This window comes from Citrobacter freundii complex sp. CFNIH2, from assembly GCF_002880615.1.
Classification (GTDB): domain Bacteria; phylum Pseudomonadota; class Gammaproteobacteria; order Enterobacterales; family Enterobacteriaceae; genus Citrobacter_A; species Citrobacter_A amalonaticus_F.
Genome location: NZ_CP025757.1, coordinates 679197 through 693561 on the forward strand (window position 1 = coordinate 679197; position 14365 = coordinate 693561).

The 14365-nt window shown below is 49.9% G+C and carries 19 protein-coding genes; 16 read left to right on the forward strand and 3 right to left on the reverse strand.

Annotation, left to right across the window (positions count from 1 at the left end; translation table 11 throughout):
* The first annotated feature begins 3 nt into the window (after nucleotides 1-3).
* From WM46_RS03305 to WM46_RS03380, 15 genes are all read left to right on the forward strand, one after another.
* Nucleotides 4-363 (forward strand): hypothetical protein, encoded by a 360-nt coding sequence (locus tag WM46_RS03305; RefSeq protein ID WP_102601425.1) that lies wholly within the window; start codon nucleotides 4-6, stop codon nucleotides 361-363.
* The gene (locus tag WM46_RS03310) at nucleotides 360-905 is read left to right on the forward strand and encodes an ATP-binding protein (RefSeq protein ID WP_102601426.1); all 546 of its coding nucleotides are present in this window, start codon (nucleotides 360-362) and stop codon (nucleotides 903-905) included. The genes WM46_RS03305 and WM46_RS03310 overlap by 4 nt, the downstream gene beginning before the upstream one ends.
* A 3-nt stretch (nucleotides 906-908) precedes the next feature.
* Complete coding sequence (locus WM46_RS03315) at nucleotides 909-1106, forward strand: DUF2635 domain-containing protein (RefSeq protein ID WP_102601427.1); 198 nt, start codon at nucleotides 909-911, stop codon at nucleotides 1104-1106.
* Complete coding sequence (locus WM46_RS03320) at nucleotides 1103-2605, forward strand: phage tail sheath subtilisin-like domain-containing protein (RefSeq protein ID WP_102601428.1); 1503 nt, start codon at nucleotides 1103-1105, stop codon at nucleotides 2603-2605. Before WM46_RS03315 ends, WM46_RS03320 begins: the two co-directional genes overlap by 4 nt.
* A 3-nt stretch (nucleotides 2606-2608) precedes the next feature.
* Complete coding sequence (locus WM46_RS03325) at nucleotides 2609-2980, forward strand: phage tail tube protein (protein WP_102601429.1); 372 nt, start codon at nucleotides 2609-2611, stop codon at nucleotides 2978-2980.
* Nucleotide 2981: 1 nt separating this feature from the next.
* Nucleotides 2982-3260, forward strand: coding sequence for a phage tail assembly protein (locus WM46_RS03330; RefSeq protein WP_102601430.1), 279 nt, complete (start codon nucleotides 2982-2984; stop codon nucleotides 3258-3260).
* Between the two features lie 141 nt (nucleotides 3261-3401).
* Nucleotides 3402-5261, forward strand: coding sequence for a hypothetical protein (locus WM46_RS03335; RefSeq protein ID WP_102601431.1), 1860 nt, complete (start codon nucleotides 3402-3404; stop codon nucleotides 5259-5261).
* A 346-nt stretch (nucleotides 5262-5607) separates the two neighbouring features.
* Complete coding sequence (locus WM46_RS03345; protein ID WP_102601433.1) at nucleotides 5608-7008, forward strand: DNA circularization protein; 1401 nt, start codon at nucleotides 5608-5610, stop codon at nucleotides 7006-7008.
* Nucleotides 7005-8090: a phage baseplate assembly protein gene (locus WM46_RS03350; protein ID WP_102601434.1), complete on the forward strand. Its 1086-nt coding sequence runs from the start codon at nucleotides 7005-7007 to the stop codon at nucleotides 8088-8090. The genes WM46_RS03345 and WM46_RS03350 overlap by 4 nt, the downstream gene beginning before the upstream one ends.
* Nucleotides 8087-8671 carry a phage baseplate assembly protein gene (locus WM46_RS03355; protein WP_262360449.1) on the forward strand — a complete coding sequence of 195 codons (585 nt, stop codon included), beginning with the start codon at nucleotides 8087-8089 and terminating at the stop codon, nucleotides 8669-8671. Before WM46_RS03350 ends, WM46_RS03355 begins: the two co-directional genes overlap by 4 nt.
* On the forward strand, nucleotides 8668-9117 hold the full coding sequence (locus WM46_RS03360; RefSeq protein WP_102601435.1) for a phage GP46 family protein: 450 nt from the start codon (nucleotides 8668-8670) through the stop codon (nucleotides 9115-9117). Before WM46_RS03355 ends, WM46_RS03360 begins: the two co-directional genes overlap by 4 nt.
* Nucleotides 9107-10249: a baseplate J/gp47 family protein gene (locus WM46_RS03365; RefSeq protein WP_102601436.1), complete on the forward strand. Its 1143-nt coding sequence runs from the start codon at nucleotides 9107-9109 to the stop codon at nucleotides 10247-10249. Before WM46_RS03360 ends, WM46_RS03365 begins: the two co-directional genes overlap by 11 nt.
* Nucleotides 10246-10839, forward strand: a complete 594-nt coding sequence (locus WM46_RS03370; RefSeq protein ID WP_102601437.1) for a YmfQ family protein — start codon at nucleotides 10246-10248, stop codon at nucleotides 10837-10839. The genes WM46_RS03365 and WM46_RS03370 overlap by 4 nt, the downstream gene beginning before the upstream one ends.
* A gap of 51 nt (nucleotides 10840-10890) precedes the next feature.
* Nucleotides 10891-11586: a gp53-like domain-containing protein gene (locus tag WM46_RS26570; protein ID WP_262360450.1), complete on the forward strand. Its 696-nt coding sequence runs from the start codon at nucleotides 10891-10893 to the stop codon at nucleotides 11584-11586.
* A gap of 11 nt (nucleotides 11587-11597) precedes the next feature.
* Complete coding sequence (locus tag WM46_RS03380; RefSeq protein WP_102601438.1) at nucleotides 11598-12023, forward strand: tail fiber assembly protein; 426 nt, start codon at nucleotides 11598-11600, stop codon at nucleotides 12021-12023.
* Here WM46_RS03380 and WM46_RS03385 read toward each other — a convergent pair.
* Nucleotides 11995-12588, reverse strand: a complete 594-nt coding sequence (locus tag WM46_RS03385) for a tail fiber assembly protein (RefSeq protein WP_102601439.1) — start codon at nucleotides 12586-12588, stop codon at nucleotides 11995-11997. The genes WM46_RS03380 and WM46_RS03385 overlap by 29 nt on opposite strands.
* Complete coding sequence (locus WM46_RS03390; RefSeq protein WP_102601440.1) at nucleotides 12588-13028, reverse strand: phage tail protein; 441 nt, start codon at nucleotides 13026-13028, stop codon at nucleotides 12588-12590. The genes WM46_RS03385 and WM46_RS03390 overlap by 1 nt, the downstream gene beginning before the upstream one ends.
* A gap of 136 nt (nucleotides 13029-13164) precedes the next feature.
* Between WM46_RS03390 and WM46_RS03395 the strand changes: the two genes are divergently transcribed.
* Nucleotides 13165-13719 carry a recombinase family protein gene (locus WM46_RS03395; protein WP_102601441.1) on the forward strand — a complete coding sequence of 185 codons (555 nt, stop codon included), beginning with the start codon at nucleotides 13165-13167 and terminating at the stop codon, nucleotides 13717-13719.
* A 105-nt stretch (nucleotides 13720-13824) separates the two neighbouring features.
* On the opposite strand, the gene WM46_RS03400 is transcribed toward WM46_RS03395, so the two are convergent.
* Complete coding sequence (locus WM46_RS03400; RefSeq protein ID WP_061069946.1) at nucleotides 13825-14073, reverse strand: DinI-like family protein; 249 nt, start codon at nucleotides 14071-14073, stop codon at nucleotides 13825-13827.
* Between the last annotated feature and the right edge of the window lie 292 nt (nucleotides 14074-14365).

A 14365-nucleotide genomic window follows, 5' to 3' on the forward strand; every position in this document is an offset into this window, starting at 1 on the left:
GACATGGGCGTGGACTGGGATTCACATCTTCTGAGCCCGCTGCACGATGTCTTTGGCGATGAGCACGAGTACCGTCCACGTAACGGTACTCCTTTTACAATTAACGGGATTTTTGACCGTGGCTACGCGCAGGTCGCCGAAAACCTTGATGGCGATTCAGAAATTAACACCTCCAGCCCGATGCTGGGGGTGCGCGATGCTGAATTTCGCAAGCTGGGTAAATCGCAACCTGCTGTATCTGACCGGGTATTTATAAAGGCGGTCGGTGGTCATGTCATCAATCAGTTATTTGTTGTGTCAAACGTAGAACCCGACAGTCATGGCGGCTCTCGTCTTGTCCTCAATGTGGTAAAACCGCGATGAATGCAGCAGCGATACGGCAAATGGTTGTCACTGCACTAACCGGGGCAACCAGCGCGGGCGACCGCGTTTTCTCACCACGCGACTGGTCAACTTCACCTGATATGTATCCTGTGTTGTTGGTTCAGACGCCTTTTGAACAGAAAAAATCACAGGGGCGTAATACCCCGGCCTTTACCACCCTCACTACTGTCAGGATCACCGGGCGCGTTCAGGAGTACGACGGAGATACAGTGGATGATGGAGCTATGCAGGCAGAGCTGGCGCTTGAAAGCCTTCGAGAGCAGGTGGAACGTGCGGTGATCAACAGCTACGAACTGACGCGGAACATTCAAAAATACGCGGAAGTTCGTTCAACCATCAATGTTGATTCAGAAGGAGATGCCCATATGGGGCAGCTTCTTTTTGAGATCGACATAGAGCATTACCAGGGGCCGGAAGATTTTTATCCTGTCCAGTCGGTTCCCCTTGAGGGCATAGATATTGCGGTCGACATGCCAGACGGCACAGTTAAACCGGGTATCAGCCTCAATCTTCAGGAGTAATCCATGTTTGTAAAGCCTAACAACGGACTCAGCGTTCGCTGCCCCGTCAAGGGTGCCCCATTACCTAAAGAGGGTGCTGAGGTACCTGACAATATTTTCTGGCGTCGCCGTCTGAGTGATGGCGATGTGATCCTCTCTAAAAAGGATGATGGTGTGCCAGAGAAACAATCCTTACCTAAAAAAGCGGGAGAAAATAAATGACCGTACCTTTCGCTCGAGTTCCTGATAACCTGCGGGTAGGGCTTTTCTTCGTTGAGTTTGATAACTCAATGGCGAATAACGCCACTGCCACGCAGCGCACCCTGCTTATCGGTGGGATGCTCAATACCGGCTCAACCCTTCCAGGTATTCCGCAGCGTGTTTCCTCTTCGGATACCGTCGGTGAGCTGGCCGGAAAAGGGGGAATTCTGCAGGCCATGATGGCGGCGTATCAGAAAAATGATACCTCAGCCGAAGTCTGGATCCTGCCGCTGGAGGAAGACTCCGATTCCATGGTGGCTGCAACCGGCACCATTAAAGTGAGCAGCGCACCGACGGCAACCGGAGTGATCTCCCTTTATATTGCTGGTGAACGCATTCAGTTGACCGTTGTAGCAACAGATACGGTGGCAGCGATCGCCACCTCTCTGGCCTCGGCGATTAACGCAAAAACCACGCTACCTGTAACCGCCAGCGCGGCTACGGATACCGTAACCCTGACCGCGAAGAACCTTGGTGCTACGGGTAACGGGATCGACATTCGCCTGAACTTCCTCGACTTACCGGGAGGCGAGTCGACACCTGCAGGCCTGGAACTGACGATTACTGCTATGTCTAACGGAGTCGGGGCTCCGGATATTACCGGCGCGCTGGCTAACCTGCAGGATCGGACATTCGATTTCATCATCAACCCTTACGACGATACAACCTCGTTGAATGTGATGAAGGAGTTCCTGTCAGACACGGGCGGTCGCTGGGCATGGGATAAGCAGCTTTATGGCCATTCCTTTGGTACCACCACAGGGACTTACGCCCAGCTTGGTACCAAAGGTGAGTTGCGCAATAACCAGCATGAGACCCTGCTGGGCGTAAATAAATCGCCGTCCCCTTCCTGGGCATGGTCTGCCGCTTACACCGGCGCAGCGGCGGTGAGTCTGCGTAATGACCCCGGCCGTCCGCTACAGTCGCTGGCTGTTCAGGGAGTACTTGCGCCAGAACTGCAGGATCGTTTTGAGCTGGCCGAGCGTAATAATCTGCTGTACAGCGGTATTTCGACATTTACGGTCGATGACGATGGCACGGTGCGTATTGAAAACCTGATCACCACCTACCAGAAAAACAGCTATGGCGATGCAGATGACAGTTATCTGGAAGTGGAGACGCTGTTCAGCCTGATGTTTGTGACCCGCTACTTGCGCACGGCAGTGACCAGCAAGTTTGGACGTATGAAGCTTGCTGCTGACGGGACCCGATTTGCACCTGGCGCGGCGATCGTCACGCCAAACATCATCAAGGCCGATCAGATTGCCGAGTACCAGACTCTGGTATGGAACGGTTATGCGCAGGATGCGGAGGCATTTGCAAAAAACATCATCGTCGAGCAGAACGCCAAAAATCCGAACCGCGTCGATGTGCTGTGGCCGGGAACCCTCATGAACCAGTTGCGCATTTTCGCGCTGCTCAATCAGTTCCGCACGCGGGCTGAATCAACAGGAGCTTAAACGATGGCAGGAGATACCTCTAACCGCCTGGCGGGAACCGCGTATGTCACTGTGAATGGTGTGACGGTAATGGTGGAGGGCTCGTTTAAATACCAGGCTGCCACCGTAAACCGCACCACCCTGACAGGGATGGATGGTGTGCACGGATATAAGGAAAAGCCTGTGGCGCCATACATTTCTGCCCGACTGCGTGACAGTGGCGGAACGAATGTGCAGGGCTTTAACCAGCAGACGAACGTCAACGTGATCGCCGAGCTGGCTAACGGGAAAACTATCATTGGCCGTTCACTCTGGACGGTGAATGTCCAGGAAGTGGAAAGCGAAGATGCTGTTTTTGATGTTCGCTGGGAAGGCCGCGACGTAACGGAGAATTAAGATGGCAGAAATTGAACGTGTAAAAATCATTCATCTCACGGTTCCGCTGGAAGATCAGGCAGAGAAAACCCGTTATGAGCAACTGGAGCTGAAGGCACCAACGCTCAGCCAGGCAGAGCAGTTTTATGAAAAACAGGCTGCATCCACGTCGCTGGCGGCAATGCGATTGCTTATTGCTCTGGTCTCCGGCACCCGCGAAAGTGTGCTTCAGCCGATGGATTTTATCGATTTTCGCAAATGTGAGGAGTACCTGCTCGGTTTTTTGACCTGGAAGTCCTGACCACGTGGCAGGAAATGGCTGCTGATGTGACATTTTATTTTAGGTGGTCTGAAGACAGGGCGTGGGGTATGACTCGCGCCCGCCTGAAATGGTGGGTAACACAGGCATCCCGTATCAATAAGCTCAGGAACCCTGACGACGATGAGTAACTCTTTTGATTTTGAGCTGGTGGCCAGCGACCAGGTCAGTGAGGCCATTGAACGGATCAATGAAGCCGTTCGTGATCTGGAACCTAAGCTGGAGAAAACCAAAGCGGGTCTCCAGTTAGGTGGTCAGGAGACAACTGACGGTCTGAATGGTTTCATCTCCCGCCTTGAGAATATGTCAAAAGGTGCTCGGGATAATGTGCAGTATATCGGTGATATGGTTCCCCCACTGAAAATGGTGGGGGAACTATCCGGAAAACTGAGCGCGCTGGGCATGGTTGGCGCAGCAGGTTACGGGCTAAAACAGGTAGCGTACAGTTTTCGTGAGGCCTCGCGTGAAGCCTATAATCTTGATGTATCTGCTAAAAATGCCGGGATGCGTATTGATGATTTCTCACGTCTTTCCGGTGCGATGCGTATTCTCGGTGCAGACAGTGAAAGTGCTCACACCTCAATTGAAGGAATGGCAAAAACACTGAAGGAGGCTAACAGCGGTTCAAATAGTCAGGTTCTGGGAGCGCTGGCACAGATTGGTGTGCAGATACAGAAAAATAATGATGGTTCCGTTGATACGCTGAAAACCTTGCAGGAGATTGCCAGGGTATTCCCGACATTGCGGCCAGAGCAACAGAAGTCCGTTGCGGATGCGATGGGGTTTACTCCAGAAATGCTGGCTCTGATGCGCGAAGGTGAGCGCATGAAAACGTTACTGGCAAAATCAGATGAGTTTGGTCTGACGGTAGACCCTGAGCTGAATAATCAGCTTTCAGACATCAATGGTACAATGAATGAGCTCAGTGCCGCATGGGACGGGCTGTGGCAGCGATCTAAAAATAAAACGATGGATTTTCTGCTTTCTGATGGCTCGGTGAAGGACGGGCTCGAAGGTGTGGCAGACTTGTTTACCAACGGCGATTTCACCGGGCTTTCTCACGCACTCGGTTTTGTCAGTAGCGATAATGCGAAAAAGCTGCGACGCATTCAGGGAGATAAGGAACTTTATAACAGCCTGACGCGAAGTGAGCGTGGCGCGGTGGATGCTGGCTTTTACACTGATGCTGTCAGTAAACGGTACGACGCTAATTACCGCGCGACAGATACTGCTTTTCAGTTGCAAAATGATCTGTTGGCGATCAACAGCCCCCCTTCTGGCGCAGCTCGTGGCAATGTACCTTACAGCCAGGAGAGAAATAATGCGATTGGTTTCAGAAACCATAACCCTGGTAATCTGAGGGAATCATCAAATTCGACAGGAAAGAATGGTGGGTTTTCTACATTTTCCAGTGACGAAGATGGACTGGAGGCAATGGCGAGGCAACTGATGCTGTACGGTGATCGTGGCAAGGACACGCTCGATCGTGTTATACACACCTACGCGCCAAACAATGAGAATAACACCCGTGCATATATTGATTCCGTCTCAGGGGCCACCGGATATGGGGCTGAAGAGCGAGTAAATCTGCACGATCCGGAAACATTAAAAACGATAATGGCAGCCATGATTAAACATGAGAATGGCGCACAACCTTATACTGAGGAACAACTGCTAAACGCCATCCAGACCGCCATTACTGATGATCGGTGGTCAGGAAAAAGAAATCCGGATGTGCTGGCCCAGCAGCGGTATGACATTATCTCTGGATCACGCGGCGTGGATCAAGAACCCACGATACTCAGAACACAACAAGGAAAAAGTGATGAAGCTGCCCTTAGTGAAAATCTGGCGCGGTCGTTTAAGGAGGCCATGTCCGATCAGTCTCTCAAGCTTGAAATTACGATGATTAATGATAAAGGTGAACGTAATGTTTATAACGTTGAGAATAATGGTAGGATTACCACACCTATGTCTTATTGACATTCTGGCGATACTGAAAAATTAATCTAAGGTAGCATTAAATGAACGAAAAGGTATTTGGCACAAAATCGACGCTAACCCCTAAGATATTTGGGGTTGTATATCTTGTTCTTGTGTTGTTTCTTTTTTATACACTCTTTCTTTTTAATATTGTAGCCTCTGTTTCTGTTATCGTTATTCTGCTTCTCTTGCGAGTGCTGTATGAGTTCCTGATGTCATCATTTAAGTCAACCGAACATCTATACCGGATTGCAGAATTACTGGACAAAAGAAATTCCTGATTCTGTAAAATAGTTACAGGTACAGACCCGCTTAATGGCGGGTTTTTTTATTTTGGGGGATCGTAATGCCAATTATTCAGGATGTGATTACATCCCTGATGGGCGGTGCTGCAAGCGATGACTGGCAGGGACTGATACGCGCCAGTTCTTTTCGTGGTGTTCCATTCGCCATGGTGATGGAAGAGGGGAGTCACGGAAGGCGCCAGGCTGTGCATGAATATCCTTATCGTGATACAGCATGGATTGAAGATCTTGGTCGGGGAACCCGGCGCTTCGTTCTTCGCGGTTTTCTCATTCAGAACAGTCAGGTTTACGGTGGTGGTGATGTTATCACCCAGCGCCAGTCGCTAATTGCTGCCTGTGAAGAAAAGGGCAGCGGTACGCTGATTCATCCAACGCTGGGTGAGTTAACAGTATCCGTTCCTGAAAATGGTCTCCGTATTACCGGGGCGATGGATAGCGGTCGGGTATTTGAATTTACCCTGATGGTCATTGAATCAGGTCTAAAAGTGTTTGCTGTGACAGACAGCACCACTGCTGGCGATTCGGTTGGTACAAATTATCTGAAACTTGTGAGTACAGCTGTGACCAGCACGCTTGCGCGAATCAAGGGTGAAATTCGGGGAGTCACGCAGGCTATTAATACCATTAAGGGAACAGTGACCTTCTGGACAAATATGGTGGATAACACCATCAGCGAAGTTACAAACGTAAGCAATGTTCTGAAGTCCACTTTTGGCAACAGTCGGTATGGGCGTTACAACAAAGGTGGTGTTGGGGGGAGCTCATCCGCTATTTCCGGTAATACCTCAACCACTGATATCGATAATGATCGGGACCTGACCGACTTAGTGACCGCACAATCAGTGATGGATCGCAAAAACATAACCGATACAGTTGGCATTCTGAATAATTCGTCAACTCCGGACTCGTTTGTTCAGGGAGTTGCTGATGTTGTAAATGCGATACTCAACAGCGCTGGCAGCGTCAATGATCGCATTTCTGCACTTGAGAAACTGGCTAAATCTGTCAGCACTGAGTACCAGCAATCAGACAGTAGCAAAGCCATTTCAGAAAGCATGAATACACTGATTGTCGTATTGTGTTCAGGCGCTATGGTTTGTGCAGCAGCTGATGCTAACCCGACAAGTCGTGAAGAGGCTGAACAGATAACACAGCGCGCAGCCAGGCAACTGGATACAGCACTGGTTCTTGCCGGTGACCGTGGTGATGATGATATGTACGTTTTGCTGCTTGGAGTAAGGGCATCATTTTTATCCACCATGAATGCTCGTTCATCCGGACTGAGTGAATTGATGCAGGTCACCACTATCAAGCCGCTTCCCGCTCTTACACTGGCAAATCGATTTTATCAGGATGTCTCCCGTGCTGATGAGCTGGTGCAGGAAGCTCGTGTTCCGCATCCGGCGTTTATGCCGATCACCATGAAGGTGTTAAAGCAATGAGTGCTGACAGCGATCAGGAAGCCGTCACGCTGACGGTGGGAGGGAAAGTGATTGAAGGGTGGGATTCTGTCCGTATCACTCGTGGTATTGAACGCTTTCCTTCCGATTTCGATCTTGGTCTGATGGATTACTTTCCCGGTAGTGATGAAAAACAACTCGTCGAAGAAGGGATGCCCTGCACCGTTCGAATTGGTAATGACCTGACAGTAACGGGATATGTGGATGACTGGGAGCCTGCAATATCGCGTTCCCGTCATGAGGTGCGTGCGACGGGAAGAAGCAAATGCCAGGACCTGGTAGATTGCTCCGCCGAGTGGCCAAACAATGTCATAAATGCCAGCAATGCACTGGATATCACATCCAGGCTGGCATCGTACTATGGTATTAGCGTTTCAACGGATGTTGATGACCTGGTGAAAGTTCCCCAGTTCACCATCAACTGGGGTGAGTCTCCGCAGGAAATTATTGATCGTGTGGCCCGCTGGTCAGCTCTACTTTATTACGATAAGCCAGACGGTAGCCTGTTATTAACTCGTGTCGGAACGCACCGCGCTGCCAGTGGTATATCTGAAGGTATAAACGTCGAGCAGGCTTATTTCCGCACATCTATGGCGGACAGATTTTCTGACTACGTTGGTGTCTCGATGAGTGTGTCACCGATTGCCGGATATTCCCCGGATAGTGCCTATGATGCAGTGACGCTGGCAACAGCCAGAGACCCGGAAGCGGCCAGAATGCGTTACAGGAAACACATTTCAATTGTGGAAAGTACGTTGATGGCCACGCAACAGGCGCAACGTGCGATTGACTGGGAAATGAATCGCCGGTATGGACGTTCAAAACAACTTACCGTGACAATTGATTCGTGGCGGGATAAAGACGGGAAGTTGTGGAAACCGAATACTCTGATCCCTGTCAACCTCCCGACACTCCGCCTCCCGGATACCGAAATGTTGTTGGCCGAAGTCACTTATATGCGGGATGACAATGGCACGCATGCGCGCATGACACTGATGCCGCCGGCGGCGTTTGCCGTCCAGCCATACGCATTTTACCAGCAGCTTGCGGGGTTCAATACATGAAGCAACTACTCAGGCATGCAGCGACCCGTATTGCAGGAATGCTGGGGATTGGGCGGATCACATCACAGAAAGACGGTGGTGTGGTACAGACGGTTCAGTACCAGACGCCACTGGAAGTGTCCATTTCGCCACGAATGGCGGAGTTTGGTTTCTCTTCCGCTTTGCCAGTTGGCTCTGATGTTGTTCTTGCTTTTATGGGGGGGGATCGATCGAGTCCTGTTGTCATCGCGTCAAACCACCAGGGGTTCAGGCGGATCGGGCTGAATTCTGGCGAAACGGTTATTTATAACCAGTGGGGTCTTGAAGTCCTTCTGACAGAAAAAGGCGTATTCATTGACGCTAAAGGTCAGGATGTGGAGGTCAATAACGCAACAACAGTGACCATCAATGCCAGTGAGGGGGTGATGGCCAAAACCCCATGGCTCAAATGTACTGGTGATATTGTGGATCATTGTGAAACTAATACCCGAACTCTGAAAGAACTTCGCGACGCCTATAACGAGCACGACCACAAAGTTAAAAGCATTCAGTCAGGCAACGACGATATATCCAGCGAGAAAACAGAGGAGCAGGTGTCATGAGTGATATTTCCTCATTCTGGAATGTAGATGAAATGCTGGCTGAGTGGGAGAAGGGGCCGGGGGCCCTTGTCACCGGCTTTGATCTGCAGACTGCGATTATTATAAGCCTGTTTACCGACCGTCTTGCGCGTGCTGATGACAATTATGAAGACAGTGATCGCCGTGGCTGGTGGGGGGATGCTGGTGAGGACGGGCAACTCGGATCCAGACTTTGGCTGTTGCGGCGAGAGAAACTGACAACAGATGTGGCGAAGCGGGCAGAAGAATATGCTCACGAAGCACTGACCTGGCTGAAAAATGACGGGGTAATCAGTGCTGTGCTCCCTGCTGCTCAAATTGTCATGCCAAACAGGCTCAATCTCATCATCCGGTATTTATCACCGGACAAGGGGTGGCAGGAACTCAGATTTTACTGGATATGGGAGCAACTTAAACATGCCGTTTAAACGACAGACGCTGAGCGAGCTGCGTGATGAAAACCGCAAATTTATGCAGGCAGAACTGAAAGATGTGGGGGCGTTGCTCCGTTTTGCCAATCTGAAGGTGCTCGCCGATATGGATGCCGGTATGGCGCATTTGCATTACGCTTACCTGGATTATATTGCACTCCAGACTAACCCGTTTACTGCCACCGATGAGAATCTTGCGGGATGGATGGCGATGAAGACGGTCTACCGTAAACCCGCTTCTGCTGCCAGGTCCCCACAGGCCCAGGCTTCAGGGACGCCAGATACAATTATTCCTGCGGGGACTGTCCTTAACCGGGGGGACGGGTATCAGTACAGGGCAGATACGGAGCTGAAAATTCAGGAGAACGGATATGGTTCCGTCGCGGTTACTGGTGTTTTACCGGATATATCCTCTGATGTGACTGGCGGTGGTGCCCGCGGGAATGCTGATGCCGGAACTATCCTGACTCTTGATGTCAACATTGCCGGAGTGGATACACAAGTGGTATTGCTGGCCGCTGCGACTGGTGGCGCGGACATCGAGGATGAAGAGGCGTTCCGTCAGCGTGGACTTCTGTCCTGGCAGAATCCTCCACAGGGTGGCAGTGATACAGATTATAAAAAATGGGCGCTGGAAGTCCCGGGTGTAACCCGCGCATGGGTAAAACGGCGCCTGAATGGAGCCGGTACGGTCGGGGTATACATCATGTGCGATGGAAATATTAACGACGGTTTCCCGGTTGGTACTGACGGAATATCGCAACTTGAGGAATGGGGGGCAGTGAAAGCAACGGGGGATCAACTGGCTGTTGCGGACCATATTTATCCTAAGCAAACCGATACAGCCATTATTTTTTTGTGTTCACCTGTCCGCAGAATCATTGATCTTGAAATCGAGGGAATCAAAGATGCCAGCAGTTCCACTGTACAGGCGATAAGATCCGCGCTGACTGATCTGTTTTTTGAAGAATCAAATCCCGATGGAACAGGGAAAATTTACCTCTCGGACATCAACAAAAGTATTGCGGCCGTGAATGGAACAACGGGATATATCCTGAACTCCCCTGCAGAAAATATTGCATTTGTCACAGGTGAAATTCCGGTGCTGGGGGAGGTTAATTTTGTATGAGTCGTTATTCGTATTCTGATTATTCTGATGCACTCAGCGCATTGCTACCAACAGGAAGGGCGTGGCCGCGTGCGACGAAAACGGTACAGGCTGCTGTCCTCCGGGCTCTCGGGCGTTCATTTCAGCGTTCTGATGAGGGGGCTGTTAATCTCATCGCAGGGGCATTCCCTCCAACAGCGACAGTTATGCTTTCTGAGTGGGAAAGCTCTCTTGGTTTACCGGATGATTGCTCGATTAGCGAAGTTGGGGGTATCAGCGATCGCCAGCGCGCTGTGGTGGCAAAATTAATCAGTACCGGTGGGCTGAATCGCGATTACTACATTCGTGTAGCAGCTGTGCTGGGATATGACATTACTATTACCCAGTTTCGTCCTGCAATGTGTGGGATGTCAGTATGTGGTGATGCTCTGAACAGAGACGAATGGCCGTTTACATGGCGAATCAATGCACCGGAGAGCACTATCAAATACGCGCTGGCAGGCGCATCTTACTGTGGTGACCCTCTGGCATCCTGGGGTAATAAACAACTGGAATGTGCGATCAGTAAAATTACCCCCTCTCATCTGAACATCATTTTTAACTATTCATAACGCATATATCTCCTGAAATATTTATCGCTTAATAAGAAGTGAGGATTAATCATGCTCAGAATCGGGCAAGTTGAAACTACCGCTACATCTGATGGTTTATACACAGATGGCAGTGTTGCTGGTGGTATTGCGGCTACACGCCTGCGCGCATCCGCCTTTAACGCAATGCAGGAGGAGTTGGCGCACATCGTTGAGGAGGGGGGGGATGCTCTTTCAATCGATGATATGACTCAGGTGCTGAAGGCTTTGAAAAAGCTTTTTCTGAGCCGTTCAAACCCATTCGGAGACATCGCTCTGGATGGTCCAGAGGCAATAGCAACGGCTCTCTCAAACCTTGGTATAGGAGAAGCGGCAAAACTTGGTGTTGCAAAAAATAGTGATATGCAGACCTCCCCCGGTTCTGTCGAGCTTTTAACAACGGTAGCGGCGGTAATGAGCGTGCTGCCGACAAGGGCAATGAGCCCGACAGATTATGTACGAATCCCGGACAAGCCAGGTGGTTTGATAATCCAGTGGGGAATAACTCCGATAATCCCCAAAGCCAGTTGGGTCGATGTAACTTTCCCCATCCCGTTCCCGTCCAGTTTTTTGAGTCTAATGGCGATATTCAAAGAGGCTAACTCCGGGTGTATTGAATACAGGCCTTACTCTGGAGCGTCACTGTTGACGGGATGCCAAATTGGTGAGGGTGGGGCTGCGCATTACAGTGGCTCGAATCGCGCGATATATATCGCCATTGGACAATAAGGAATAAGGCTATGAATGCAAAATTTAGCCCGTCTCTAAACGTAATATATCCAGAAAATATGATTGAAGACGGAAGTTATGGTGACTCATTGCCTTCTGACCTGACAGAACTGACCGAAGAGGAAATGAATTCTTACTGGAAAGTCTCTCCACCTGATAATAAAAGGTTAGGCAGTGAAAATGGACGTCCCGCGTGGGTTGATATTCCTCCACGCACCGCAGAAGAACTGGTTGTTATGGCTGAGCAGGAACGCAGTAGTTTACGTGCTATTGCTGACGCTGAGTTAGCCTGGCGGCAGGATGCAGTTGATGTTGGTATCGCGACGGATGAGGAAACCGCCGCACTGGTTGACTGGAAAAAATACCGGGTTCTGCTGATGCGTGTTGATACAGCAAAACCCATATGGCCTACGCCTCCTGGAGAGCAGGCCAGTTAATGTCCGGTGCGGTTGCTGTATCGGTTGCAGTAACCGCATCAATATAATCAAGCGTCATATTGAGTTTATTTTTTTCTGCGTCACTCAACGCTCGCCCTGCCTGCAATTTCAACTGAATGATACTGATAGACTGCATCGCAGAACTTATTAATTGTTGGCGCTGTAGTTCCGCTTCGGCTTTAGCAGCAGCCGGCTGCGCCTCAGTATCTGCCACCCATTTTTGCCCGTCCCATTTATCGAATGGTGACGTAGGGGCAACAACAACGAATCCATCACGTACCGGGCCAATATAATCAATGACTGACTCTTGTTTATTCTCAATCGAATAGACCGTAACGCCGCGATGATCCTCTTCCAGTCGCCAGTCAGTGCCAGTGAACAAAGAGACCTTTCCTGCAACCACTTCACCCGGATCAATATCGGTTGAGTTGCCCGGCATACTGACACCAACATTAATATATTCATCCGACCAACCGGTATATTCACCAGTCACTGAGTCAAAATAAAAACAGCGAATATCTCCGGACTGAGTCGCCAAACCATTTTCATCAAATACCGGTTTCATTATTTAGCCCTCACCAGAAAGTTGAATGCAATGTTGCGTGTTCTGAACTCTGAAGCCGTAGAAACCACTCGTGACACTTTAAAATCAGCATCATATCTATATCCTGTGGTTGTAGCGGCCCCAGCTCCAGAGGCAATGGTTGCCTTAAATGGACCGTCAACCCACGCGTCGGTCGTTGATTGGCTGGTTGAAGTCGTCATCACCCCGAATAGCCGCCCGGATATTTCTCGCATCGCATCGCCCTGGGCGGATAGCAACGCACGGCCACTATCCACTCCGCGCCCATCGTCCCAGATACGCAGGAATTCACCGCGCATTTCCGGGATAACCAGCCCTGTCCAGACCTTCGCCAGTTTTGGGTATTCGACGGCAGAGAATGATGCGCCATTGGGTTTCAGAAACACCATATCTGACCATTCATCCATGACGATATTTGGCATCGCCGCCAGAGGCCAGAAGAACGGAATTCCTATCGCTGGCGCGCCCGCTCCTAAACGAACATTTGAGAGACTTTAGCCAACTCATAATTTGCCGATAAAATCACCACCACAACATGTGAAGGAGTGATTGAAATTTATGCAATATGGGTATGCAAGGGTGTCAACATTTGACCAAAACCTCGAATTACAACTTGAAGCACTTAACAGGTTGAAATGTGACCAGATATTTGAGGATAAAATATCCGGTGCGAAATCGAAAAGACCAGGCCTGGACAAGATGATGAAGAAGTTACGCCCAGGAGATACCGTTGTTGTCTGGAAGTTAGATAGGTTAGGTCGTTCTCTAATCCACCTTGTGGATTTACTACGTTATTTCCGTGAGAACAACATTGAATTTATCTCCGTTACAGAGGGGGTAAGAATTAGCACCTCAATTGGGCGCTTCGCTTATACGATGCTGAGCGCAGCTGCCGAGATGGAAAGGGAAAACATAATCGAGCGAACTCGAGCTGGATTGGCTGTGGCAAGGGCAAAAGGACGAATAGGTGGACGAAGACCAAAGTTGACGCCTGAGCAATGGGCGCAGGCTGGAAGGTTAATCGCGGCCGGTGAGTCTCGTCAGCGCGTAGCGATAATCTACGATGTTGGTATATCGACGCTATATAAAAAGTTTCCGGCAGGTGGTAGGTAAAATACCGCCGCCCGTCGTATGCAAGAGCGAGCAGCGGCAGGCTGGCGTTCGTTCGATAGTGCGAGTATTGAATGATTGCCAGCCGAAGCAGAGTTTACCCGGTGATTACCGAACAAACCAGTCGTCCGCATTTTCCCAGGCGTCTTGCAGTGTTTCCTGAACAAACGCTTTAGCATCTTCTTTATCGGTGGATCGCAGAACTGACAATCCGTCGTTACTGGCTGATTTAACGATGACCTCCACATCTTCATAACGTTTACTGACCCGGCGCGTCATTTCCTGCTTTAATGCTTCTACAGATCCCTTCGGCATTTTGCTGATTTTCTCTTTGGCAATGCTGATTTCGATACGCATAACTGCCTTCCTTTTGCTGGTTGAATATACAGTATTATGCCTAAAATAGACTATCAGTCAAATGTGCAGATCACTGACTTAAGTACACAATTAAGTACATTATTTTTATTATTTTGTTTATGTCTTTAATAAAATCAGTGCGTTGACTATTTAGTTTATTAATCGTGGAAGAGAAAGGTGGGTTGTTGCTTGCCGTCATTCATAAATAAGTGGGTTCCGTGACTTCTGGTTGCGCGCTGCCTGGACAGCACAGAGTACCAAAGTTCGGCGCGGTAATCAGCCTGACTCGCCG